The sequence below is a fragment of the uncultured Allobosea sp. genome (assembly GCF_945957345.1).
Taxonomy (GTDB): Bacteria; Pseudomonadota; Alphaproteobacteria; order Rhizobiales; family Beijerinckiaceae; genus Allobosea.
In genome coordinates, this window is the sequence record NZ_CAMFKW010000015.1 from 46,167 (window position 1) to 68,377 (window position 22,211).

27 protein-coding genes are annotated in these 22,211 nt (G+C 66.0%); 15 read left to right on the plus strand and 12 right to left on the minus strand.

What is annotated here, in order from left to right:
- Positions 1-17 precede the first annotated feature (17 nt).
- Positions 18-620, plus strand: coding sequence for a glutathione S-transferase (locus Q0Q36_RS09820; protein ID WP_293797764.1), 603 nt, complete (start codon positions 18-20; stop codon positions 618-620).
- 159 nt (positions 621-779) lie between these two features.
- On the opposite strand, the gene Q0Q36_RS09825 is transcribed toward Q0Q36_RS09820, so the two are convergent.
- Entirely contained in the window at positions 780-1,436 is a 657-nt protein-coding gene (locus tag Q0Q36_RS09825; RefSeq protein WP_293797766.1) for an outer membrane protein, read from the minus strand.
- A gap of 374 nt (positions 1,437-1,810) precedes the next feature.
- On the opposite strand from Q0Q36_RS09825, the gene Q0Q36_RS09830 reads away from it, so the two are divergent.
- Positions 1,811-2,626, plus strand: coding sequence for a glycosyltransferase family 2 protein (locus tag Q0Q36_RS09830; protein ID WP_293797768.1), 816 nt, complete (start codon positions 1,811-1,813; stop codon positions 2,624-2,626).
- Entirely contained in the window at positions 2,619-3,365 is a 747-nt protein-coding gene (locus tag Q0Q36_RS09835) for an SDR family oxidoreductase (protein ID WP_293797770.1), read from the plus strand. The genes Q0Q36_RS09830 and Q0Q36_RS09835 overlap by 8 nt, the downstream gene beginning before the upstream one ends.
- Positions 3,366-3,382: 17 nt before the next feature.
- On the opposite strand, the gene Q0Q36_RS09840 is transcribed toward Q0Q36_RS09835, so the two are convergent.
- From Q0Q36_RS09840 to Q0Q36_RS09860, 5 genes are all read right to left on the minus strand, one after another.
- The gene (locus Q0Q36_RS09840) at positions 3,383-3,667 is read right to left on the minus strand and encodes a hypothetical protein (protein ID WP_293797772.1); all 285 of its coding nucleotides are present in this window, start codon (positions 3,665-3,667) and stop codon (positions 3,383-3,385) included.
- 139 nt (positions 3,668-3,806) lie between these two features.
- Positions 3,807-4,571: a peptidoglycan editing factor PgeF gene (gene pgeF, locus Q0Q36_RS09845; RefSeq protein ID WP_265055757.1), complete on the minus strand. Its 765-nt coding sequence runs from the start codon at positions 4,569-4,571 to the stop codon at positions 3,807-3,809.
- A gap of 45 nt (positions 4,572-4,616) precedes the next feature.
- A complete protein-coding gene (locus Q0Q36_RS09850; RefSeq protein WP_293797775.1) occupies positions 4,617-5,708 on the minus strand; it encodes an SAM-dependent methyltransferase in 1,092 nt (363 codons plus the stop codon).
- Positions 5,705-6,559, minus strand: a complete 855-nt coding sequence (gene lgt, locus Q0Q36_RS09855; protein WP_265055759.1) for a prolipoprotein diacylglyceryl transferase — start codon at positions 6,557-6,559, stop codon at positions 5,705-5,707. The genes Q0Q36_RS09850 and lgt overlap by 4 nt, the downstream gene beginning before the upstream one ends.
- An 84-nt stretch (positions 6,560-6,643) precedes the next feature.
- Positions 6,644-7,663, minus strand: coding sequence for an NADP-dependent oxidoreductase (locus Q0Q36_RS09860; protein WP_293797777.1), 1,020 nt, complete (start codon positions 7,661-7,663; stop codon positions 6,644-6,646).
- Between the two features lie 133 nt (positions 7,664-7,796).
- Here Q0Q36_RS09860 and Q0Q36_RS09865 point away from each other — a divergent pair, with 133 nt between their 5' ends.
- Positions 7,797-8,192 carry a RidA family protein gene (locus tag Q0Q36_RS09865; RefSeq protein ID WP_293797834.1) on the plus strand — a complete coding sequence of 132 codons (396 nt, stop codon included), beginning with the start codon at positions 7,797-7,799 and terminating at the stop codon, positions 8,190-8,192.
- 23 nt (positions 8,193-8,215) lie between these two features.
- On the opposite strand, the gene Q0Q36_RS09870 is transcribed toward Q0Q36_RS09865, so the two are convergent.
- The 4 genes from Q0Q36_RS09870 to Q0Q36_RS09885 form a co-directional block, all read right to left on the minus strand.
- Complete coding sequence (locus tag Q0Q36_RS09870) at positions 8,216-8,794, minus strand: chloramphenicol phosphotransferase (RefSeq protein ID WP_293797779.1); 579 nt, start codon at positions 8,792-8,794, stop codon at positions 8,216-8,218.
- A gap of 99 nt (positions 8,795-8,893) precedes the next feature.
- Positions 8,894-9,154 carry a hypothetical protein gene (locus Q0Q36_RS09875; RefSeq protein WP_293797780.1) on the minus strand — a complete coding sequence of 87 codons (261 nt, stop codon included), beginning with the start codon at positions 9,152-9,154 and terminating at the stop codon, positions 8,894-8,896.
- Between the two features lie 42 nt (positions 9,155-9,196).
- Entirely contained in the window at positions 9,197-9,487 is a 291-nt protein-coding gene (gene rpsU, locus Q0Q36_RS09880) for a 30S ribosomal protein S21 (protein ID WP_293797783.1), read from the minus strand.
- Positions 9,488-9,624: 137 nt separating this feature from the next.
- Positions 9,625-9,834, minus strand: coding sequence for a cold-shock protein (locus Q0Q36_RS09885; RefSeq protein WP_257731337.1), 210 nt, complete (start codon positions 9,832-9,834; stop codon positions 9,625-9,627).
- Between the two features lie 358 nt (positions 9,835-10,192).
- Here Q0Q36_RS09885 and uvrC point away from each other — a divergent pair, with 358 nt between their 5' ends.
- The 5 genes from uvrC to Q0Q36_RS09910 all read left to right on the plus strand — a co-directional run bounded on the left by uvrC (position 10,193) and on the right by Q0Q36_RS09910 (position 14,786).
- Positions 10,193-12,307 (plus strand): excinuclease ABC subunit UvrC, encoded by a 2,115-nt coding sequence (gene uvrC / locus Q0Q36_RS09890; RefSeq protein WP_293797786.1) that lies wholly within the window; start codon positions 10,193-10,195, stop codon positions 12,305-12,307.
- A gap of 66 nt (positions 12,308-12,373) precedes the next feature.
- Positions 12,374-12,985: a CDP-diacylglycerol--glycerol-3-phosphate 3-phosphatidyltransferase gene (pgsA, locus tag Q0Q36_RS09895; protein ID WP_293797788.1), complete on the plus strand. Its 612-nt coding sequence runs from the start codon at positions 12,374-12,376 to the stop codon at positions 12,983-12,985.
- Positions 12,982-13,275 (plus strand): molybdopterin converting factor subunit 1, encoded by a 294-nt coding sequence (gene moaD / locus Q0Q36_RS09900; protein ID WP_293797790.1) that lies wholly within the window; start codon positions 12,982-12,984, stop codon positions 13,273-13,275. The genes pgsA and moaD overlap by 4 nt, the downstream gene beginning before the upstream one ends.
- Positions 13,276-13,279: 4 nt before the next feature.
- Entirely contained in the window at positions 13,280-13,747 is a 468-nt protein-coding gene (locus Q0Q36_RS09905; protein ID WP_293797791.1) for a molybdenum cofactor biosynthesis protein MoaE, read from the plus strand.
- A 4-nt stretch (positions 13,748-13,751) separates the two neighbouring features.
- Positions 13,752-14,786, plus strand: coding sequence for a DUF1176 domain-containing protein (locus Q0Q36_RS09910; RefSeq protein WP_293797793.1), 1,035 nt, complete (start codon positions 13,752-13,754; stop codon positions 14,784-14,786).
- 218 nt (positions 14,787-15,004) lie between these two features.
- Here Q0Q36_RS09910 and Q0Q36_RS09915 read toward each other — a convergent pair whose 3' ends face one another.
- Positions 15,005-15,892, minus strand: coding sequence for a branched-chain amino acid aminotransferase (locus Q0Q36_RS09915; protein ID WP_265055769.1), 888 nt, complete (start codon positions 15,890-15,892; stop codon positions 15,005-15,007).
- Between the two features lie 144 nt (positions 15,893-16,036).
- On the opposite strand from Q0Q36_RS09915, the gene Q0Q36_RS09920 reads away from it, so the two are divergent.
- The 4 genes from Q0Q36_RS09920 (at position 16,037) to Q0Q36_RS09935 (ending at position 19,641) form a co-directional block, all read left to right on the plus strand.
- Entirely contained in the window at positions 16,037-16,579 is a 543-nt protein-coding gene (locus Q0Q36_RS09920; protein WP_293797794.1) for a MarR family winged helix-turn-helix transcriptional regulator, read from the plus strand.
- A 95-nt stretch (positions 16,580-16,674) separates the two neighbouring features.
- Positions 16,675-17,418 (plus strand): response regulator transcription factor, encoded by a 744-nt coding sequence (locus Q0Q36_RS09925; RefSeq protein WP_293797795.1) that lies wholly within the window; start codon positions 16,675-16,677, stop codon positions 17,416-17,418.
- A gap of 131 nt (positions 17,419-17,549) precedes the next feature.
- Entirely contained in the window at positions 17,550-18,872 is a 1,323-nt protein-coding gene (locus tag Q0Q36_RS09930) for an ATP-binding protein (RefSeq protein ID WP_293797836.1), read from the plus strand.
- A gap of 70 nt (positions 18,873-18,942) precedes the next feature.
- Positions 18,943-19,641 (plus strand): alpha/beta hydrolase, encoded by a 699-nt coding sequence (locus Q0Q36_RS09935; protein ID WP_293797797.1) that lies wholly within the window; start codon positions 18,943-18,945, stop codon positions 19,639-19,641.
- On the opposite strand, the gene Q0Q36_RS09940 is transcribed toward Q0Q36_RS09935, so the two are convergent.
- Complete coding sequence (locus tag Q0Q36_RS09940; RefSeq protein ID WP_293797799.1) at positions 19,613-20,539, minus strand: LysR family transcriptional regulator; 927 nt, start codon at positions 20,537-20,539, stop codon at positions 19,613-19,615. The two genes, Q0Q36_RS09935 and Q0Q36_RS09940, sit on opposite strands and share 29 nt — an antisense overlap.
- A 98-nt stretch (positions 20,540-20,637) precedes the next feature.
- On the opposite strand from Q0Q36_RS09940, the gene Q0Q36_RS09945 reads away from it, so the two are divergent.
- Both Q0Q36_RS09945 and Q0Q36_RS09950 read left to right on the plus strand, forming a co-directional pair.
- Positions 20,638-21,276: a glutathione S-transferase gene (locus Q0Q36_RS09945; protein ID WP_293797800.1), complete on the plus strand. Its 639-nt coding sequence runs from the start codon at positions 20,638-20,640 to the stop codon at positions 21,274-21,276.
- Entirely contained in the window at positions 21,266-22,192 is a 927-nt protein-coding gene (locus Q0Q36_RS09950) for a pyridoxamine 5'-phosphate oxidase family protein (RefSeq protein WP_293797802.1), read from the plus strand. The genes Q0Q36_RS09945 and Q0Q36_RS09950 overlap by 11 nt, the downstream gene beginning before the upstream one ends.
- The last annotated feature ends 19 nt before the right edge of the window (positions 22,193-22,211 follow it).

Here is a 22,211-nt window from a genome sequence, read left to right on the forward strand (position 1 = left end):
CATCAAGGATATCGCCGATGCTCGTCCTGCGCTCCTCCCCCGCCTCCCCGTTCGGCCGAAAGGTCAAAATGGCGGCCATCGAACTCGGGCTGATGGACCGGATCGAGATCGTCGCCGCCGATACGAACGACCCGTCCGAAGTCCTGCGCCAGCAGAACCCGCTCGGCAAGATCCCGACGCTGGTGCTGGAGGACGGCACGACGCTGTTCGATTCCCGCGTCATCGTCGACTATCTCGACCATCTCAGCGGCGGGAAGCTGATCCCGGCCGGCGAGGCGCGCTTCGCCCAATTGCGGCTCCAGGCGCTGGCCGACGGCATCTGCGACGCGGCATTGCTCAAGGTCTATGAAGGGCGCTTCCGGCCGGAGGAAGCCCGCAATGCCAACTGGGTCGCGCATCAGGACGGCAAGGTCGCCCGCGGATTGGCGGCCCTCGAAGCCGCTCCGCCCGCCTTCGCGAATCGCCCGCATATCGGCGAGATCGCTCTGGCCTGCGCGCTCGGCTATCTCGACCTGCGCTTCGAAGGAAAATGGCGCGCCGAACATCCGAAGCTTGTCGCCTGGCTCGACGATTTCGCCGCCCGAGTCCCCGCCTTCGAGACGACCCGCTTCAAGGGCTGACGGAGGCGGCCGCAGCCGAAACCGCGCTCGAACGGCAAAGCCGGCGCCCGAAGTCGCCGGCTTTTTTCACGTCTCGCCCTCATACGCGACCGGCACCTAGGCAACAAAAAACCCGGTGGCCGAAGCCACCGGGTCCGTTCTGTCTCCGGAAGGAGAGGATCAGAACTTGTAGCTGAGGCGGGCGCGGACGACCGAGAAGTCGGTGCCGATCTTGGTGCCCGTGTTCAGGATGCGCTTGTCGCCCAGGTCGACGTAGAGGTACTCGACGCCGGCGATCAGGTTGTTGGTGACAGCGTACTCGAGACCGCCGCCGAGAGCCCAGCCGCTGGTGTGGCTGGCATCCGACGAGAAGCCGAGAGCCGGGATCGAGGTCTTCACGTTGCCGTAGGCCCAACCACCGGTCACGTAGGGCATGAACCGGTCGAAGGCGACGCCGACGCGGGCACGGACGGTGCCGAAGTAGTCGGTCTTGACGCGCACGCCGGCGAAGGTGTTGCCGGTGCTGAGGTCAGCCGCCTGGATGTCGGCTTCCAGGCCGACGACGAACTGGCCCATCTGGTAGTTGTAGCCGACCTGACCACCGCCGACGAAGCCGTCGAGGTCACCGGTGTTGGTCACCGTGAAACCGTTGGTGTTCACGTTGCCCCAGCCATAGCCGGCGTTGGCGCCGACGTAGAAGCCGGTCCAGGTGAACGCCGGCGGCATGTAGACGGGGGCAGCGACCGGGCCCTTGCGGGACGGCAGGTCAGCAGCCGAAGCGGCGCCAGCGGCGACGAGACCGAGCGCGGCAACGCTCGCAAGCAGATACTTCTTCATGACAAACTCCTTAGTCGTCGCTGTCGCCGGAAAACCCGGCGGTTGATTTCGATGAACCCGTTATAAGACCGGGAGCCGGCTTTGTCTGTTGCATCGGAAGCACATCTGCCTTGCAGACCGCGGCAGAAATGCGGCACGAATGCGATAACTGGACGCAAATAGGTAAAACCGAGTTAACCAACCACAGACTAGCCAGCATGGTAAATCGAATACTAACAGAGCTATGAAGCCCCACTGGCATAGGAACATGGCCCGGCCTACAAACGCCGGAGATTTATCAAGGTTCCCACGTAGATTGCGGCTTTTTTGGCCTATCTTGCCGCTCCCGTGCGAGCGTGCTTAAGCCTAGAGACAAGCAGGAAACCAAGAAGACAGTGCCGCCTCTTTCGATTTTCATCATCGCCCAGAATGAGGCAGACCGGATCGGCCGCACGATCGAAGCCGCGCGCGGGCTGAGCGATGACGTCATCGTCGTCGATTCCGGCTCGACCGACGGCACGCAGGCCGTGGCCGAGTCGCGCGGCGCCCGTGTCATCTTCAATGCTTGGCCGGGCTATGGCCAGCAGAAGCGCTTCGCCGAGGAGCAATGCCGTCACGACTGGCTGCTCAATCTCGATGCCGACGAAGTAATTCCGCCCGATCTTGCCGCGGAGATCACCGCACTCTTCGCCAGCGGACTACCGCCGAAGGATGCCTACAAGCTGCGAATCGCCGAGATCTTTCCGGGTGAAGGCGCCCCGCATCGTTTTGCCTACGCGCTCGCACCCGTGCGCCTCTATCGCAAGAGCAAGGGCCGCTATTCCTCTTCCCCTGTGCATGACCGCGTCGATCTCGCGCCTGATGCGCGTGTCGGACGCCTGCGCGGGACGATCCATCACTTCTCCGTCCGCTCGCTCGGCGAGCAGATGGAAAAGCTCAACGCCTATAGCGATGCGCAGGCCGACGACCTCGACGCCCGTGGCGGGACGCTTTCAGTCTTCCGACTGGTCGCCGAATTTCCTGCCAATTTCCTCAAGGCTTATATCGGGCGCCGTCACGCGCTGCGCGGCATCTATGGTTTCATGACCGCGATGAACTTCGCCTTCTACCGCTATCTGCGCGCCGCCAAGCACTGGGAGCGCCGCCTGCAGCGGCGTGCCTCGGTTAAGAACGCCGCGCCTCCCGCGAATTACGATGGCCGCGATGACTGAGGTCGCGCTGGTCACGGGCGGCGCCAGACGAATCGGCCGCGCCATCGTCGAGAAGCTGGCTGACGCCGGCTACGCGATCGCGATCCATCACGGCGGCAGCCGCGAAGAGGCCGAGGTCCTGTCCCGAAAACTCGAAGCAGGCGGCACGAAGACCTGCCTTCTCGGCGCCGATCTCGTCGACCCCGCACAGGTCGCGACCTTGATTCCCGCGGCGGAGGAAGCGCTCGGCCCGGTCACGCTCCTGGTCAACAATGCCGCGAGCTTCGTTGCCGACGATGTTCGCTCGCTCGACATCGCCACCTGGAACCGCCAGTTCTCGATCAACCTGCGCGCGCCGTCGCAGTTGATCGGAATCATGGCCGAACGTCTCCCGGCCGATGCGAAGGGTGCCGTCGTCAACATCGTCGATCAGCGCGTCTGGAAGCTGACGCCGCAATATTATTCCTACACCCTGACCAAGACGGCCTTGCTCACCGCGACCCAGACACTGGCCCAGGCGCTGGCCCCGCGCATCCGCGTCAACGCGGTCGGCCCCGGCCCGACCTTCCCCAACACTTATGACGGGCTGGACCGGCTGCAGCAGGAAGCTGCGGGAACCTTGCTCGGGCATCGGATCTCGCCCGACGAGATCGCCGAGGCCGTACTCTATCTCGCCCGCGCCAGCTCCGTGACCGGCCAGATGATCGCCGTCGATGCCGGCCAGCATCTCGGCTGGCGCACGCCCGACATCATCGGCTGAATCGCTAAGGCGGCGCCTCAGGCCGCCTTGTTCTTCACCGCTCCGATGATCGCGGTCAGGATCGCGCCACCGGCACCACCCGAGATCAGGTTGGTCAGGACACCGCCGACGCTGAGATTGCCGCCCTGCGCCGCTGCGCTGATCGCCGGCAGCAGGATCGGGATCAGTTGCCCGAGCACGCCACCGCCGACGAGCCCCGCGATCGTATTGCCGAGCGTGCCGAGATCGAAGCTCGGACTGGCCTTGCCCGCCGCATTGCCGCCGATCGCACCGGCGATCAGGTTCATCAGGATCTGTTCCATCCCGGCCCCCTGCATCTCGATGCATCGCCCGAAGAACATGGGCCTGGAGGAAGCGATGCGTTCCCCGCGGCAGCGGGAACGATGCTCCAGTTGAAGCGGTGCGACAAGTCGCCGCACCGTCTCGTCAACCGCTATCTGCTCAATCGAGCACGATTGCCGCGATCAGGCGGCCGTAATCAGGCTCGCCGCGATGCGTGGTGCGCCGATAGCTGAAGAAGCGCTTTTCGTCGCCATAGGTGCACAGGCCCATGTCGACGAAGCGGCCGATCCCTGCCTCCTGCGCCTTGAGTCCGATAAAGGCCGGCAGATCGAACATCGCGCGGGCCGGGCGTTCGGACGGAACGAAGAAGCGCGAATAGGTCCGGTTCTCGGCCTTGAAGCGCTCGATGAATTCCGGCCCGACCTCATAGGCCTTGGCGCTGATCGTCGGACCAAGCACGGCCGTGATGCGCTCGCGCCGCGCGCCGAGCTTCTCCATCGCCGTCACCGTCGCGCCGACGATGCCGGTGAAAGCACCCTTCCAGCCGGAATGGGCGGCGCCGATCACCCGCGCCTCGCCATCGGCGAAGAGAATCGGCCCGCAATCGGCGGTGGAGACGCCGAGCGCCACATGCGAGGCCGTCGTCACCATCGCATCGGCCTTGGGCCGCTCGCCCGGCCAAGGCCCCGTCACCACTTCGACATCCGCGGAATGGACCTGGTAGAGGCTGATCAGGTTCTCCGGCGTGACGCTGAGATGACGCGCCATCCGCGCCCGGTTCTCGGTGATCGCCGCCGGATCGTCGGAAGAGCCGAGCCCGCCGTTCAGCGAAGCGTAGATCCCCTTTGAAGCCCCGCCTTCGCGCGTGAAGAAGGCGTGGCGTATTCCGGCTTCTCCGGCGAGTTCGCGGGCGGTGATGAACATGGGAGCAGGTCCAGTTGCGCAGCGCCGCGAGCGGCTCCGCTGAGTTCAGCCCCGATCTGGCAGCCGATGAAGGTCAAATCCAGGCAGAGGCGGCAGGTTCCGCTGCGATAGCGCGAGAACCTTGAACAAATCCCCCATGCCGGCCTCGCCCGGCGCGATCAGGCGGTCGAACGCATCGGAGATCGCGTCGCGCTGCCGCGCATTCGCCTTGAGCGACAAGGCCTGCGCCCGCTGCGGGAGGCCTAGAGCGAGCAGGAAATCCCGCTGGGTCGCCGGCCCGTGCAGGGCAGTTCCAGCTTTGAGCGCTGCCTGCCCCATCCGCTCGAAATCGACATGGACGGTGAGATCGGCATCGCCGGGCTCTGCCAGCGGATCGACGAATTCATGCCGCTTCATCCCTTGCAGCGTGTCGCCGAAGCCCGAACGTATCGAGCCGTAATCGATCAGCAGCGCCGCCCCACCTGCCGAGGCCAGATGGCCCGCAAGCTGCGTGACGATATCGAGCGCGATGGCAGGCTGCTCGAACACCGCGCCGGCCGCAGCCGCGATTCGCAGCGCATCTTCGCTTGCCGCGGCAAGGCCGAAGGCGAGCGCGCCTGCATCGTCGAGCCCGACCAGCCGCTCGTGCCAGCCCTCCGGCATCATCACGAACTGGTCGAGCGGCAGCGCGTCGAGGAATTCGTTGGCGACCGCGATCACCGGGCCTTCGAGCGCGCCGGCAACGGTATCGTGCCAGATCGGGTCGTATCCCTTCAGCGTCGCCGCCTGCCGGGCGCGCAGCACCGGGCTGGTCTCGACGAGATGGACGGAGAGCGCCGCATGGAAGCCCGGCACGATCCGCGTCGCCCGGAGCATATCGGCCATCAGCGTGCCCCGGCCCGGCCCGAGCTCGACAAGCCGAAACCGCGCCGGCGCGCCCATCGCCTGCCAGGCATGGGCCGCCCAGAGCCCGATCAATTCGCCGAACATCTGGCTGATCTCGGGCGACGTGGTGAAATCGCCCTCGGCCCCCAGCGGATCGCGGGTCATGTAGTAGCCATGGCGGGGATGGCCGAGCGCCAGCGCCATGTAGCGGCCGATACCGATCGGGCCTTCCTGCCGGATCAGGTCGATGATCTCGGCCTTGAGCGCGGTCACGCCCGCGCCCCGCCGGGCATCCCCCGCCGGCTGCGCAGCACCAGCCACAGGCCGGCGAAGAACACCGGCAGCGAAAGCAGCATGCCCATGGTGATGCCGCCCGAAAGCGCGTCGACCGACGTGCCGAACAGGAAGCCGAGTTGCGGATCAGGCTCACGGAAGAACTCGCAGACGATCCGGGCGACAGCATAGCCCATGCCGAAGACGCCGGCGACGAGGCCCGGCCGCCGGAAGCCGCCGAAGCGGACGAACAGATTGACCAGCACGAAAAGCAGAAGCCCCTCGGCGAAGGCCTCGTAGAGCTGGCTCGGATGGCGCGGCAACGGCCCGCCATTCGGGAAGATCATCGCATAGGGGAAATCGGGGGCCGGCCGGCCCCAGAGCTCGCCATTGATGAAATTGGCGATGCGCCCGAGCATGAGTCCGATCGGTACCACCGCGGCTGCGAGATCGAACACCGACAGCGCCGGATAATTTCGCCGTTTGGCGAAGAACCACAGCCCCAGCGTCGCGCCGATCAACCCGCCATGGAAGGACATACCGCCCTGCCAGATCGCGAAGATGTCCTGCGGGCGGGCGAGATAACGCGGCAGGTCGTAGAACAGCACGAAGCCGATGCGCCCGCCCAGCACGACGCCGAAGGCGACGAAGAGCAGCATGTCGTCGAGCTCGACGGCTTGAGGCCGCGCCCTACCGCCCCACAGCCTGTCGGAGGCGACGAGCCTGCGCGCATACCACCAGCCGCCGAGCAGCCCGACGACATAGGCGAGCCCGTACCATTTGATCGCCAAGGGCCCGAGCTGCACCGCGACGGGGTCGATCATCGGGAAGGGAATGGCGAAGACGGGCATGGGAAGTTCCGATGGCGGGCGCCGCGAGATGGCCGCGCGCCCGCTCAATGGTCAAGGAAAAAGGCTTGTCCGTGGCAGCCTGCCTCAGAGCTTGACGATCAACTTGCCGAAATTCTTGCCCTCCAGCAGGCCGATGAAGGCTTCCGGCGCGTTCGCCAGTCCGGTCACGATATCTTCCTTGTACTTCACCGTGCCCTCAGCGATCCAGCGCGCCATGTCCTCGCGGAAGGTGGGTCCCTGTGCGGCAACGAATTCGCGTTGGATGAAGCCGCGGATCGTCAGGCTCTTCGACAGCACCTGCCGCATCATCCCCGGCAGCCGGTCCGGTCCCGGAAATTCGCCGCTCGCATTGTACTGCGCGACGAGGCCGCAGACCGGAATGCGCGCGAAGGTGTTGAGCAGCGGAAAGACCGCATCCCAGACATGGCCGCCGACATTCTCGAAATAGACGTCGATACCATCCGGGCAGGCGGCGGCGAGCTTGGCCGCCATCTCGGGATCGCGATGGTCGATGACGGCATCGAAGCCGAAGGTATCGCGCACGAAGGCGCATTTCTCGGGGCCGCCGGCAATGCCGACCGCCCGCGCGCCCTTGATCCGGGCGATCTGCCCGACCGCAGAACCGACCGGCCCGCTTGCCGCCGCGACCACGACCGTCTCGCCGGGCTTGGGCTGGCCGATGGTCAGCAGGCCCGCATAGGCGGTGAAGCCGGGCATGCCGAGCACGCCCAGCGCCGTCGTCACCGCCGCGCTCTTCGGATCGAGCTTCCGCAATTGCGCGCCGTCGGCCACGGCATGGGACTGCCAACCGGAATAGGACAGCACGATATCGCCGGGCCTGAAGGCCGGATCGCGGCTTTCCATGACTTCGGCGACGGTTCCGCCTTCCATCACCTGCCCGATCTCGGTCGCGGCGGCATAGGATTTCGCCGCGCTCATCCGCCCGCGCATATAGGGATCGAGCGAGAGATAGAGGATCTTGAGCAGCACCTGTCCCTCGGCGGGCGCCGGAGTGGCCACGTGCTCCAGCCGGAAATTCTGCGGGCTCGGGCGGCCATCGGGGCGGGAGGCCAAAGTGATGCGCAGATTATCGGTCCGAATCATGTTCGCATGTCCTGTTGGAGCCCGATGCTTCGGTCACGCCCGTAGCGTTCACCATCGCAACCGCGCGCGTTTCGACTAGGCTAAATTAGAAAGCCCCCGCCCACCCATTATTCAAGGCTATCGCAGCACGATGATGAAACGAGAGATCATCCGCGTCGAACCGCTATCGACATGGCTCGAGCGTTGGAAGGCGCCGACCTCGGCGATGACGCGTCATGGCGACACGCTGTATGTTTCGGGTTTTCCGCCTTTCGATCCAGCAACAGGCGAAATCCTCGCCCATGCATCCATCGAGCGTCAGACCGAGATCGTTCTGGAGCAGATGAAGCTCTGCCTGGAGACCGCGGGTTCGTCACTGGACAACGTTCTGAAATGCAATGTCTACTGCACCTCGGTCGACAGCTTTCCCGTAGTGAACGCAGTTTATGCGCGCTATTTTCCGAAGGACCCGCCTGCGCGCATCTTTATATGCGTTCCGGCATGGCCAGGGCCGTTCGACATCGAGATCGACTGCGTCGCAGCGGCCTGACCGCTCGCCACACCAGACAGCGCTCAGCCCCGGTCGCGACGCTCGCGCAGCCGTTCAAAGGCCGTGGAGTTCGAGCGCGCGTGCCATGCGGCGATCACCGCGTCGGCATTGATCTTCCGATCCTGCATCGCATCGACCTCGATATCGTAGAGGCAATAGGAATGAATGCGGTGGAAGTCGCGTCGGGCGTCGCCGATCGGCCTGTCGCCACGTTCGCGCTCGCGCCTCTCCAGTTCTTCCAGCGCGCAATGCACGCCGATGAAGAACACGTCATGACCGGCAAGCGTGTCCGCAAGGCGCAGCAGCCAGGCCTCGCTCTCCATGATGTGTTCGACGATGAGGTCGTTGCCGGCCTCGACATAGGCGAGCAGCGAGCGTTCGAAACCGAGGAAGAACGCCTCGCGCATCAGCCGCCAGTCGAATTCGCCGCTCCTGATCCGCGCCGTCGGGAGTACGCCGGAATCGCGGAGATGGTCGATCGAGATATGCCAGAACGGCGTATCGATCCGGCTCTGAATAGCGCGGGCCAGTGAAGACTTGCCACTGCTCGACGCGCCGTTGAGCAGGATGATCCGGCCGGGCCCCGGAGAGGAATCGGTCATTGCGCGCTCCTCTGCCGGACACAGACCGCCCCAGCCAAAATGCGAACAGGCGGCCCATCCAGATGGCCGCCCGTCCGAAACATCGTCAAGGGAAGAGCTTCAGAGCGACTTCGCGGCAGCCCGGCTCGGACGTTTCGCAGCCGCCTTGCTGATCGAGGCAGCCGCCTTTGCGGCGGCCTCCTCGGCATCCCGCGCGAGGCGCAGGGCGCGCAGCTTCTCGGTCTTGAGGCGGGCCTGGTTGGCCTCATCCTCGAGCGCCTGCCAAGCGTCGAGAGAATCCTGGCGGCGCTGCTCGGTCTTCGCAAGGGCCTCCTGCGCCCGGGCAGCGATCTCGTCCAGCTTCATGTTGCGGCTCGACATGCGAAACTCCTTACGCGACAGGCGTTGATCGGTCTGCGCCGGTCAGACGGAAGGCGGACGCGGCGCCCCGGCTCCCGGCCCGGCGCCTGGGCGGCCCTTGCCGACCGGCAGCTTGCGCTTCGGCGCCGGCAACAAGCCTTCACGCTGCGCTTGCTTGCGGGCGGCCTTCTTGGCGCGCCGCACGGCTTCCGCCTTTTCACGGGCGCGGCGCTCTGACGGCTTCTCGAATTCGCGGCGCTGCTTCATCTCGCGGAACACGCCTTCGCGCTGCAGCTTCTTCTTGAGAACGCGGAGCGCCTGCTCGACATTGTTGTCCCGAACGAGAACTTGCATGGTCATCCTTTCCAGAAAGCACAAAGGGCCGGGCTTGTAGTCCCGACCCTCCATCAACCGCTTGTGCGAAACGTCGTGTCGTGGCGCCGGTACATCCGTGGTCGCCTCAAAGCGTCGTCGTTCCGCCTCCAGGCGGCTTATTCGGCCCGCAGGTTATCGGCCGAGCTCTTGCCCGAGCGCTTGTCCTGGACGATCTCGTAGGAGATCTTCTGGCCGTCGCGCAGATCGCGCATGCCGGCGCGCTCGACAGCGCTGATATGGACGAACACGTCCTGCCCGCCATCATCAGGCTGAATGAAACCGAAACCCTTGGTGGCGTTGAACCACTTGACCGTACCAGAAGCCATCTGCGCCTCCCGCAAACATGCTTATCCAAGCCCCATGGAAAACATGCGGCAGCGAATTCGATTAGAGGAAGAAAATCGTCAGCATGTCGCGCTCAAAAGGCACGAATGGCCAAGTCATCAGGCCTAAATCGAGATCAAGAGATAGGGAGCATCCGGACCGATGTCAAATCGACAACGAAGATGCCGCTCCGGGAAAACGAAAATCTGCGGCCTGAACGACCGGAAACAACCGTCAAAAACGATCGCCCCTCTCAGTTCCACATTGTTTCTATCGGATGGGACACGACCGTTCATGTGACCCAGGAAACCGCGCCTCTCCTGACATGACGAAGCGGCTGCGGCATCCTACATGGAGACCATGAATCGCGAGCGCCAGGACGACCTGCCCCAGGACGAGTTCGAGGACGAGGAGGACGCCCTCCCCGCCGAACCCGCGCTCGCCATCGCCGAGACCGCGCCCGGCGCGCTCAACGCCGGCATCGAGGTCATCCAGCAATTCGCCAAGCATCTGCCCAACAGGCCCGGCGTCTACCGGATGTTCGATCGCGCCGGCGAGGTGCTCTATGTCGGCAAGGCCAAGAGCCTGAAGAACCGCGTGACTTCCTATGCCCGCGGCATGGCGCATACCAACGCCGTCGCCCGGATGATCGCCGAGACGGCGAACATGGAGTTCGTCACCACCGGCACCGAGACCGAGGCGCTGCTGCTCGAGTCGAACCTGATCAAGCAGCTCCGCCCGCGCTACAACGTGCTGCTGCGCGACGACAAGTCGTTTCCCTATATCCTGCTGACCGGCGACCATGACGCGCCGGCGATCCTGAAGCATCGCGGCTCGCGCCAGCGCAAGGGCGACTATTTCGGCCCCTTCGCCTCGGTCTGGGCGGTGACGCGCACCATCGATGCGCTGCAGAAGGCCTTCCTGATCCGCACCTGCTCCGATTCTTTCTACGAGAACCGTACCCGCCCCTGCCTGCTCTTCCAGATCAAGCGCTGCTCCGGGCCCTGCACCGGCGAGGTCTCGATCCCCGAATACCAGGCGCTCGCAAGTCAGGCGCGCGACTTCCTTTCGGGCCGCTCCTCTGCGGTGAAGCAGCTCCTCTCCGCCCGGATGCAGGCGGCGGCGGAAGAGCTCGAATTCGAGAAGGCCGCGCGCTATCGCGACCGCCTCGCCGCGCTCTCGGCTGTGCAGGCCGGCCAGGATATCAACACGCAAGGGGTCGAGGAGGCGGACGTCTTCGCCATCGACGAGCAGGCCGGGCAGTTCTGCGTCGAGATCTTCTTCTTCCGCAACCACCAGAACTGGGGCAACCGCGCCCTCTTCCCGCGCGCCGACCGCTCATTGGCGCCGGCCGAAGTGCTCGCCTCCGTCGTCGCCCAGTTCTATGACGACAAGCCACCGCCGCGCCTCGTCCTGCTCTCGCACCCGGTCGAGGAAATCGAGCTGATCGGCCAGGCCTTGTCCGCCCGCGCCGGCCGCAAGGTCGAAGTCGCCCATCCCAAGCGCGGCGAGCGGGCCGACCTGATGGCCCATGCGGTCAAGAACGCCCGCGAGGCGCTCTCCCGCAAGCTCGCCGAGAATGCCGGGCAGCAATCGCTGCTCGCAGCACTCGGCGCCGCCTTCGGCATGGAGAGCGCCCCCCGCCGGGTCGAGGTCTACGACAACTCGCATATCATGGGCACGAACGCGGTCGGCGGCATGATCGTCGCGGGCTCGGACGGCTTCGTGAAGAACCAGTACCGCACCTTCAACATCTCGACCGACACCATCGCCGGAGACGATTTCGGCATGATGCGCGAGGTGCTGACGCGGAGATTCGCGAAGCTGGCGAAGGAGAGCGGCGTCGACCTCAGCCCTCATCCCGAGGAGGCCGCGTCAGCGGCCGTCTCGAAGGATACTCCAGAGGGCTCGGGTGCCTCCTTGAACGTCCTTCGAGACGCCGCTGACGCGGCTCCTCAGGATGAGGGCTCGCGCGGGAAAGGCCGCAAGGCGCCGAAGCCGCGCAAGGACGAGGACGGCTTCCCCTCCCGCCCCGACCTCGTCATCGTCGACGGCGGCAAGGGCCAGTTCACCGCCGCGCTCAAGATCATGAAGGAGCTCGGTGCGGCCGACATCCCGCTCGTCGCCATCGCCAAGGGGGAAGACCGCAATGCCATGCGCGAGACCTTTCACATGGAGGGCCGGGAGCCCTTCAAGCTGCAGCCGCGCGATCCGGCTCTCTATTTCATCCAGCGCCTGCGCGACGAGGCCCACCGCTTCGCCATCGGCACCCATCGCGCGAAGCGCAAGCGCGAGACGATGAAGAACCCGCTCGACGAGATCCCCGGCATCGGCCCCTCACGCAAGCGGGCGTTGCTGCTGCATTTCGGCACGGTGAAGGCGATCCAGCGCGCCAAGCTCGACGACCTCATGCGGACGCCGGGCGTGAATGCCGCGACGGCGAAGGCCGTGCATGATTTCTTTCACGATGCTTGAAAGTTCTGCCACATTCACGTCCTTGCATGTTGACGCTGCGATGGCCGGATTGCTTTGGTGCTCGACGTGACGATTCTTCCAGACGCCATCAGGCGGCGCGGCCCCTGGTCGCTGCCCAACCTCCTCACCTACGGGCGGATCCTGGCGATCCCGGCCCTGGTGGCGATCTTGTTCTGGCCGCGTGACGACTGGATGCGCTGGATCGCGCTGGGCATCTACACCGCCGCCGCCATCACCGATTATCTCGACGGCTACATTGCCCGCGCCTGGAGCCAGCAATCCGCGATCGGCCGCATGCTCGATCCGATTGCCGACAAGCTGCTCGTCGCCGCCCTGCTGCTGATGCTCGTCTATACCGGCCAGATCCACGGCTGGACGCTCTGGGCGGCGATCGTGATCCTCTGCCGCGAGATCCTGGTCTCGGGTCTGCGCGAATTCCTCGCCGACCTGAAGGTCAGCGTCCCCGTCAGCAAGGTCGCCAAGTGGAAGACGACGGCGCAGCTCTTCGCGCTCGGCTTCCTTGTCGTCGGCCCGGCCGGCGACAAGGTGCTCCCCGGCAACACCATGATCGGCATCGTCCTGCTCTGGGCCGCCGCCGGTCTGACGATCTACACCGGATGGGACTATTTCAACGCCGGCATCCGCTATCTCGTCGAAGAGGACGAGCGCACGCCATGAGCACCGCAACAGCGACCGCAGCGGCGGGCACACGCACCGTCCGCATCGTCTATTTCGCTTGGGTACGCGAGCGCGTCGGCCTGCCCGAGGAGACGCTCGACATCCCCACCGATCTCGCCACCGTCAGCGATCTCGTGCGCTGGCTGAAGGCGCGCGGCGAGGGCTATGAGGCTGCCTTCGCCGACGAGAAAATCGTGCGTGCCGCGCTCGACCATGTCCATGCCAAGCCTCACGCCCGCCTTGGGAACGCCCGCGAGATCGCCTTCTTCCCGCCGATGACGGGCGGCTGAGGCCGTGATCTCTCCCCTCGTCCGCATCCAGCGGGAAGATTTCGCGCTTCAGGACGAGATCGACGCGCTCTTGGCCGGCCGTGCCGATATCGGCGCCGTCGTTTCCTTCACGGGCCTGTGCCGTGACGAGGCCGGCACGCTCGCCGCACTCGAACTCGAGCATTATCCCGGCATGGCCGAAGCCGAGATCGCGCGCGTCGCTGCTGGGGCCGCCGCTCGCTGGCCGCTGCTCGGCCTCGTCGCGATCCACCGCTACGGGCTGATCAGGCCGGGCGAGCAGATCGTGCTGATGCTGGCGGCCTCCGCCCATCGCCGCGCCGCCTTCGAGGCCGCAGATTTCATGATGGACTACCTCAAGACCCGCGCCCCGTTCTGGAAGCGCGAGCACCGCGCCGACGGCACGCTCGGCGGCTGGGTCGAAGCCAAGACGGATGACGACGATGCGGCGAAACGCTGGGAACAGGCTCCCTGACAGTTTGAGAAGCGCGGCATTCGCCGCGGGCTTTGCCACGCTCCCGGCGCTTGCATTCGCCGCTGCGCCGGAGCCGAAGACATTCCGCGACTGGATGGCCGGCTGCGACAACATCAAGACCTGCACGGCCCTCTCCCTGCCAGCAGAGGCAGCCGATCCGGTCGCCTATCTGCGCCTCGAACGTCCCGCCGGTCCGGAAGGGACGGCAAGCCTCGTGCTGCGGCTGCGCGGCGACTGGAAGACCCCGCCGCGCACGGTCCAGCTCAAGCTCGACGGCATCGCCTTCCCGGCAGGCGGCAAGCCGCTTCCCGTTACGGTCGATGGCGATCTGGCGACACTGACCTTTTCCGGCGAAGACATGGCCGCTCTGATCGAGGCCGCGCGCAAGGCGACGAAGCTGACCGTCTCGGCGCCCGGCCTCACCGGCAGCGTCTCGCTCGCCGGCTCGGTCGCGGCGATGCTCTGGATCGACGAGCAGCAGGGGCGCCTCAGCACCGCCACAGCATTGGTTCGCAAGGGCACGACCGCAGCCGCGCCACCGGCTTCGCCCCTTCCCGTGATCGCGGCGGTTCCGGCGCCGCCGATGCTCGACATGAAGGCGGGCAAGCAACAGGCCGCAAGCCTGCGCGCCGAGTTGAAGAAGAAGGACCCCGATTCCTGCGAGGACGACGCCGCCCTGCTTGAACAGGACGAAGCCTGGACGCTCGGAAACAAGCGGATATTGGTCGCGCTTGCCTGCTCGCGCGGCGCCTACAACCTGTCATCCTCGTTCTTCATCATGCCCGAGAATGAGCCCGCCAAGGCGACGCCGCTCAGCTTCGCCGGCGGCGGCAACGATCTGACCAATGCCAGCTTCGATCCGCGCACCGGCCACGTCTCGTTCTTCGACAAGGGGCGCGGCATCGGCGATTGCGGTGCGACCGGCGGCTATGCCTGGACCGGCAGCACCTTCGTCCAGACCGAGTTCAGCATGATGGGCGAATGCCGCGGCATCTCGTCCGAGGACTGGATCACGCTCTATCGCAGCAAGGGGAAGTGAACAGCGTCATTCTCGGGCGGAGCAAGGCCCCGGTCCGAGAATCGCGTTCAGAGCCCCTTCGTCATTCCGGGGCTTCGCGTCAGCGAAGAACCCGGAACCCACGACGGGGCAAATCGGCCAGCAACCGCGGCATCGGCTGTCTCACCCGGTCGTGGGTTCCGGGTTCGCGCCTGCGGCGCGCCCCGGAATGACAACGGTGGACAAGACCTGGCGAATGATCACGCCGCCTTCGACTGCGAGCGCACCGCGGCCGAATAGTCTTCCATCACCACCTTGCCCATGTTGCCGGTGATGAAGTTGTAGGGGCCGATCTCGGAGACAAGCGTCACCTCGGCGGCGGAGCCGGTGATGAAGCACTCGTTGAAGCCTTCGAGCTCCTCCGGGCGGATACGCCGCTCCACCACTTCGAAGCCGCGCTGGCGGCACAGGTCGATCACCGACTGGCGGGTGATGCCGTTCAGGAAGCGATCGGCCAGCGGGGTGTGGATCACGCCGTCCTTGATGAAGAAGATGTTGGCGCCGGTGCATTCGGCGACATTGCCTTCCCAGTCGAGCATCATCGCATCGGCATAGCCGGCGCGCTCGGCCTTATGCTTGGACAGCGAGCAGATCATGTACAGGCCCGCGGCCTTGGCATGAACCGGCGCGCAGGCCGGGTCCGGCCGACGGTAATCGGCGACGTCGAGGCGGATGCCCTTCAGCTTCGCCGCCATGTCGAACATGCTCGGCCATTCCCACACGGCGATCGCGGTGTGAATCTTGTTATTCATGCCGGAGACCGCCATCATCTCCGAGCCGCGCCAGGCGACCGGGCGCAGGTAGGCGTCCTTCAGGCCGTTCTCCTTCAGGCAGAGATACTTGGCCTCGTCGAGCTCGGCGACCGAATAGGGGATCGTGAAATCCATGATCTCGGCCGACTTGTGGAAGCGCTGCGAATGCTCGGTGCTCTTGTAGATCACGCCGTCATAGGAGCGCTCGCCCTCGAAGATGCACGAGCCGTAGTGCAGCCCATGGGTCAGTACGTGAATCTTCGCGTCCTTCCACGGCACGAGCTTGCCGTCGAACCAGATGACGCCATCGCGCTGGTCGAAAGGAATGACTGACATGGACCTTCTCCTGGGTGCTTGTTTCCGGAACTCGGACACAGCCGTTTTCGGAACGCAAGCGCGGGTCTAAAGCTGCGTTGCAGCGGCACGCTTTGAAATAATCGTTCGCTCAACGCCCTTGACCGGTAATCTTCCGTCTGAGATATGTCAATAAGGCTGACCCAAATTTTTGGAAGGCACGTTTTGGCCCCATCCCCGTCCGACGCAGAAGATCTGCCGCTCAGGCCTTCCTCCGAGGCGGTGCCGCATGACTTGATCGAGCTGCTGTTCTTCGCCTATCGCGACTTCGTCGGAGACCCGGACCGCATCCTCGCCGATTACGGTTTCGGCCGCGCCCATCACCGCGTCCTGCACTTCGTCCAGCGCCGGCCTGGCCTCACCATCGCCGAATTGCTCGACATCCTCCAGATCACCAAGCAGAGCCTGAACCGCGTGCTCAAGGAGCTGGTCGAGAAGGGCTATATCGAGCAGCGCACCGGCCGGCAGGACAAGCGCCAGCGCCATCTCCACACCACGCCCTCGGGCCAGGATCTGGCACTGCGCCTCGTCCGCCTCCAGGCGAAGCGCATCAACCGGGCGCTCGAAGGCGCCAGCCCCGAGACCGCAGCCATCGCCGCGCGCTATCTCGCCGCCTTGATCGACCCGGCCGAGCGGCCGAAGGTGGAGCGCCTTCTCGACAAGGCTTAGAGTCTCCTCGGCGGCGACCGGCTCCGCACGTTATGCTATGGGAGCCCTGCACCGCGGCGCGCCGGCCCAAGACCGGCGCAGGAGAAAGGCGCGAGATGATCGCAACCGAGACCTTGGCGAAGCCGGCCCACAAACCTCTGCCCGACGAGGCTCCACATGTCCTCGTCGTCGATGACGACCGGCGCCTGCGCGAGTTGCTCGCCCGCTTCCTCGGCGATCACGGCTACCGGGTGACGACCGCGGCTAACGCGGCAGAAGCCGATACCCGGCTCGACAATCTCGTCTTCGATGCGATCGTGCTCGACGTGATGATGCCTGGCGAGAACGGCTTCGACTTCGCCCGCCGCTTCCGCGGCGGCTCCGCCGTGCCGATCCTGATGCTGACCGCCCGCGCCGACGGCAAGGACCGCATCAACGGCCTCGAGATCGGCGTCGACGATTATCTCTCGAAGCCCTTCGAACCGCGTGAATTGCTGCTCAGGCTCGGCAATATCCTGAAGCGCACGCTGGTCGTCGAAGCCGCGCAATCCGGGACGCGGCCGGATTTCGTCCGTTTCGGCCCCTTCATCTACGGGCTGGCGCGCGGCGAACTGCGCAAGGGCGAGGAGACCATCCGCCTGACCGAGCGCGAGCGCGAAATCCTGACGGCGCTCGCCGAACGTGCCGGCGAGGTCGTGCCACGCGAGGAATTGGCCGCGCAGGGCTCCGCCGCCAATGACCGCACCGTCGATGTTCAGATGAACCGCCTGCGCCGCAAGGTCGAGCGCGACCAGACCGACCCGCTTTATCTTCAGACCGTGCGCGGCGTCGGCTACAGGCTGGTGACGGACCGGACGTGACACCGCTGCAACCCGGCAGGAAAGGCCCATCCGCGCTGCGCTCCGCCGCACGCGTGGTGACGCGCGCCGTTGCCGGTGTGGAACGGGCGCTGGAAAATCTCGGCCAGGCGGTCCGACCGGTCTTCAAACGCATCGGCCGGCCGTTGCAACTCATCGCGCGCTATATGCCCAAGGGGCTCTATCCGCGCGCGCTCGTCATCGTCATCGCGCCGGTCGTGCTGCTGCAATCGGTCATCGCCTATGTCTTCATGGAGCGGCACTGGCAAACGGTGACGCAGCGCCTCTCCTCGGCCGTCTCGGCCGACATCGCCATGCTGATCGATGTCTATGAGAGCTATCCGCAGGATGCCGACCTTACGACGCTGTCGCGCATCGCGGCCGAGCGGCTCGGCATGGATCTCGACATCATCCCCGATTCCGACCTACCGGCGCCGGGCCCGCGTCCGTTCTTCTCGCTGCTCGATAATGCGCTCTCGACCGAGTTGTCGCAGCAGGTCGCCCGCCCGTTCTGGCTCGACACGGTCGGCCGCTCCAGCCTGATCGAGATCCGCATCAAACTCGGCAAGGACGTGATGCGCATCCTGACCCGGCGCAATTCGGCCTATGCCTCGAACAGCCACATCTTCCTGCTCTGGATGATCGGGACGTCGCTGATCCTGCTGACCATCGCGGTGCTGTTCCTGCGTAACCAGATCCGCCCGATCCTGAAGCTCGCCGACGCGGCGGAGGCATTCGGCAAGGGCCGCGACGCCGATTTCCGGCCGCGCGGCGCCCGCGAAGTCCGCCGCGCCGGCAATGCCTTCATCGAGATGAAGCGGCGCGTCGAGCGCTCGATCGGCGAGCGCACGACGATGCTGAACGGCGTCAGCCACGACCTGCGCACCATCCTCACCCGCTTCAAGCTCTCGCTCGCCCTGATGGAGCGCTCCTGGGAGATCGAGGCGCTGGAGAAGGATGTCGACGAGATGAGCCGCATGCTCGAGGACTATCTCGCCTTCGCCCGCGGCGATGCCGGCGAGACGGCCGTCGAGACCGATATCCGCGCCCTGCTCGAGGAACTGAAATCCGACGCCGAGCGCCAGGGCCATCAGACCGAACTGACGGTGGTGGGCGATCCGCTGGTCGTGATCCGTCAGGACGCCTTCCGCCGCCTGCTGACCAATCTCGTCTCCAACGCCGCACGCTATGGCGACCGCATCGCGATCCGGGCGACCCATGACGCGCGCTACCTGATCGTGATGGTGGACGATGACGGCCCCGGCATCCCGCCGGACCAGCGCGAGGACGTCTTCCGGCCGTTCTTCCGGCTCGACGAGGCGCGCAATGTCGATGGCGGCGGTACGGGCCTGGGCCTCGCCATCGCCCGCGACATCGCCCGCGCCCATGGCGGCGACATCATGCTGGGCGACTCACCGCTTGGCGGCCTGCGCGCGACTGTAAGGCTGCCGGTCTAAAGGCGCGGTTTCGCTCGACACCGGCCAAAGCCCGGCGCTAGTCTCCCGCTGAGGCAAGGGTAGGCCCGGCATGCGATTTCTACGAAAGACTCTGGCTCTTCTGGCGGGCGCCCTCCTGCTGTCCATCACGGCTGTCCAGGCCGAGGAGGTCGTCGATCTCGGCGGCAGCTTCTTCGGCAATGGCCGCGCCCTGCTCGACAAGCCCGCCGGCAGGGCCCGTGCCGGGCTCGTGCTGCTGACCGGCGGCGACGGATATGTCGGCATCGGCGCCGATGGCAGCGTCGCGCGCAACGGCAACTGGATCGTGCGCACCCGCGCGGACTATCTACGTAGCGGCATTGCCAGCATCACGCTCGATGGCGGTGCCGACCCGGCCGAGGCGGTGGAATACATGCGCGGGATCGCGCCGCGCGTCATCGTCGTGGCGATGAGCCGCGGCGCCCTCAAAGTCGCGGGAGCGCTGGCGGCACGGCCGGACGGCATCGTCTTCGCCTCATCCATCCTGGACGGCGCGCGCGGTATGATCGGCGATCCCTCGCGCCTGCCGCCGACGCTCATCATCCATCACCGGCAGGACACCTGTCGCCTGACGCTGCCGGAATCGGCCGTCGCCTTCCAGCAATGGACCGGCGGAAAGGCGCGCCTGGTCTGGATCGACGGAGGCAGCTCGACCGGCGATCCCTGCCAGGCCCGCGCCTATCACGGCTTCATCGGCCGCGAGGGACAGGTCGTCTCCGCCATCACGAGCTTCGCAGGCTCGCTGCGCTGACGCCGGGGCCGATCGGCGCGAGAGCGGGCAGGCGCGCCACCGCGTGGTCGATGAAGGCCCGCACGCGGGGCGACGGCTGGCGCCCGCCAGGCACCACAATCTGCACCGGCAATGGCGATGGTTCGAAGTCCGGCAGCAGCCGCACCAGTGTCCCCGCAGCGAGGTCGTCCGCCGCCTGATAGGACAAAACCCGCGCCAGTCCACGCCCTGCCCGCACAGCGATCAGCACCGACTCGACCTCGTTGACGATCAAGCGCGGCGTCAGCACGACCGAGCTGCCTGAACGCGGCCCGCCGAAGCGCCAGGTCAGCGTCTGGTTCGCGGCAACGCTCGCGATCGTCTCATGCGCCGTGATATCGGCCGGGCGCCTGAGCGGCGGGCAGCTTGCGAGATAGGTGGGCGCTGCGACCAGGATGCGCCGGACCTCCCCGACCTTGCGCATCAGCAGGCCGGAATTCGGCAAGGGTCCGATCCGGACGGCAAGCTGCAAATCCTCCTCGATCAGGTCGAGGTTGCGGTCCGCCAGGACAAGCTCGACCTGCACCTGTGGATAGCGATCGAGGAACTCGCTCACCAGCGGCGTGACATGCCGCCTTCCGAAGGAGAGCGGCGCGGTGATGCGCAACAGCCCGCTGACCGGCTCGGCCGCCGCGACGCCGAGCGCCGCTTCGTAATCGGCGAGCAGGCGCCGCGCGGTTGCGGCAAGCTCCCGACCGGCATCGTTCGGAGTCAGGCGCCGCGTCGTCCGCGCGATCAGTTGCGTCCCGACGCGTTCCTCCAGCCCAGCAAGCGCCCGCGTCACGGCCGGCCGCGACTTGCGCAAACGTCGGGCGGCTCCGGCGAGGCTGCCGGCATCGACGATCCCCACGAAGATCGCCAGCTCCTCGATCCGGTCCATCACATCATTCCACAAATCGAAATTCTGAGTTCGGAAAATAGCAGATTTAGCTTCTTCAGCGAAACGATCATCATCTCAACAAAAGCAGGAGAACCGTCATGCCGTCGCCCGAGATCATCCTCCACGGAACGCCGCTTTCGGGCCACGCCCACCGCGTCGAATTGCTGCTGCTGGCGCTCGGCCTGCCCTATCGCACAGAGGAGGCTCCGGCCGATGTCAGGCGGGGTGATGCCTTTCGCAAGCTCAACCCGCTCGGCCAGATTCCGGTCCTGCAGGACGGCGACCTCACCTTTGCCGACAGCAACGCGATCATGGTCTATCTGGTCCGGCGCTATGCCCCGGACAGCACCTGGCTGCCGCTCGATCCCGTCGGTGCCGCCCATGTCCAGCGCTGGCTTTCGATCGCCGCAGGCGAGGTCATGCACGGCCCCTCGATCGCGCGGCTGATCACCCAGTTCGGCCTGAACGACGACAAGGCCCGTGCCAAACGCATCGCGGTCCGGCTCCTCACCTTCATGGAAGAGCATCTGGCGACGCGCGACTACCTCGCCACAGCGCACCCGACGATCGCCGACCTCGCCTGCTATTCCTATGTCGCGCATGCGCCCGAAGGCGGCATCTCGCTGAAGCCCTATCCGGCCGTGCGCCGCTGGCTCGCCCGGATCGAGGCCCTGCCCTTCTTCAAGCCGATCCCGCCCTCGCCCCTGCCGCCGGAGCTCGACGACGATGCTGCCTGACGGCCCCTTCCATTCCGGCGAGCTGGCGGCGCAGGAACTGGCCGGTGTCGCCTCGCGCGGCGCCGGCATCCGCAACTTCATGCCGGATCAGCACCGCATCTTCTTCGGCCAGTTGCCCTGGCTCTTCGCCGGCGTGCTCGACCAGGACGGCTGGCCGCTGGCGACGGTGCTGACCGCCCGGCCGGGCTTCGTCATGAGCCCGGATCCGACCACGCTGGTGGCCCTGGCTTTGCCTTCGGGCAATGATCCGGCTTTCGAATCCTTCCGGCCGCGAAGCCCGATCGGCCTGCTCGGCCTCGAACTTGAGACCCGCCGCCGCAATCGCGCCAATGGCCGGATCGCGGCCGTCAGCGCAGACGGCTTCGCGGTTTCGGTGGCTCAGAGCTTCGGCAATTGCGCGAAATACATCCAGATCCGCAACCGGATTCAGGATGGAACGGAGTTCGCTGCGCAGCCCGTGGAACTGTCGGGTCTCGATGCTGAGGCGAAGGCCCTGATCGCCGGAGCCGACACCCTGTTCATCGCCAGTGCTGCGGCCCTCGGCAGCGAGACCGGCGGCGTAGACATCTCGCATCGCGGCGGCCGGCCAGGCTTCGTCCGCATCGACGGCGACACGCTTACGATCCCGGACTTCGCCGGCAACAACTACTTCAACACTTTGGGGAACCTGCTGCAGGAGCCCCGCGCCGCGCTGCTCTTCGTCGATTTCGCGACGGGCACGCTGCTGCAATTGCAGGGCGAGGCGGAGATCGTCTGGCAGGGTCCGGAGCTGACCCGGCTCGATGGCGCCGAGCGCCTCTGGCGCTTTCACGTTCGGCGCGGCTGGCGCCGGGCGTATGCGCTGCCCCTGCGTTGGACGGCGCCTGAGTTCGCGCCGACCACCTTGCAGACCGGCCTGTGGTCGGCGGCTGCCTAGAGCAATTCCAGCAAAAATG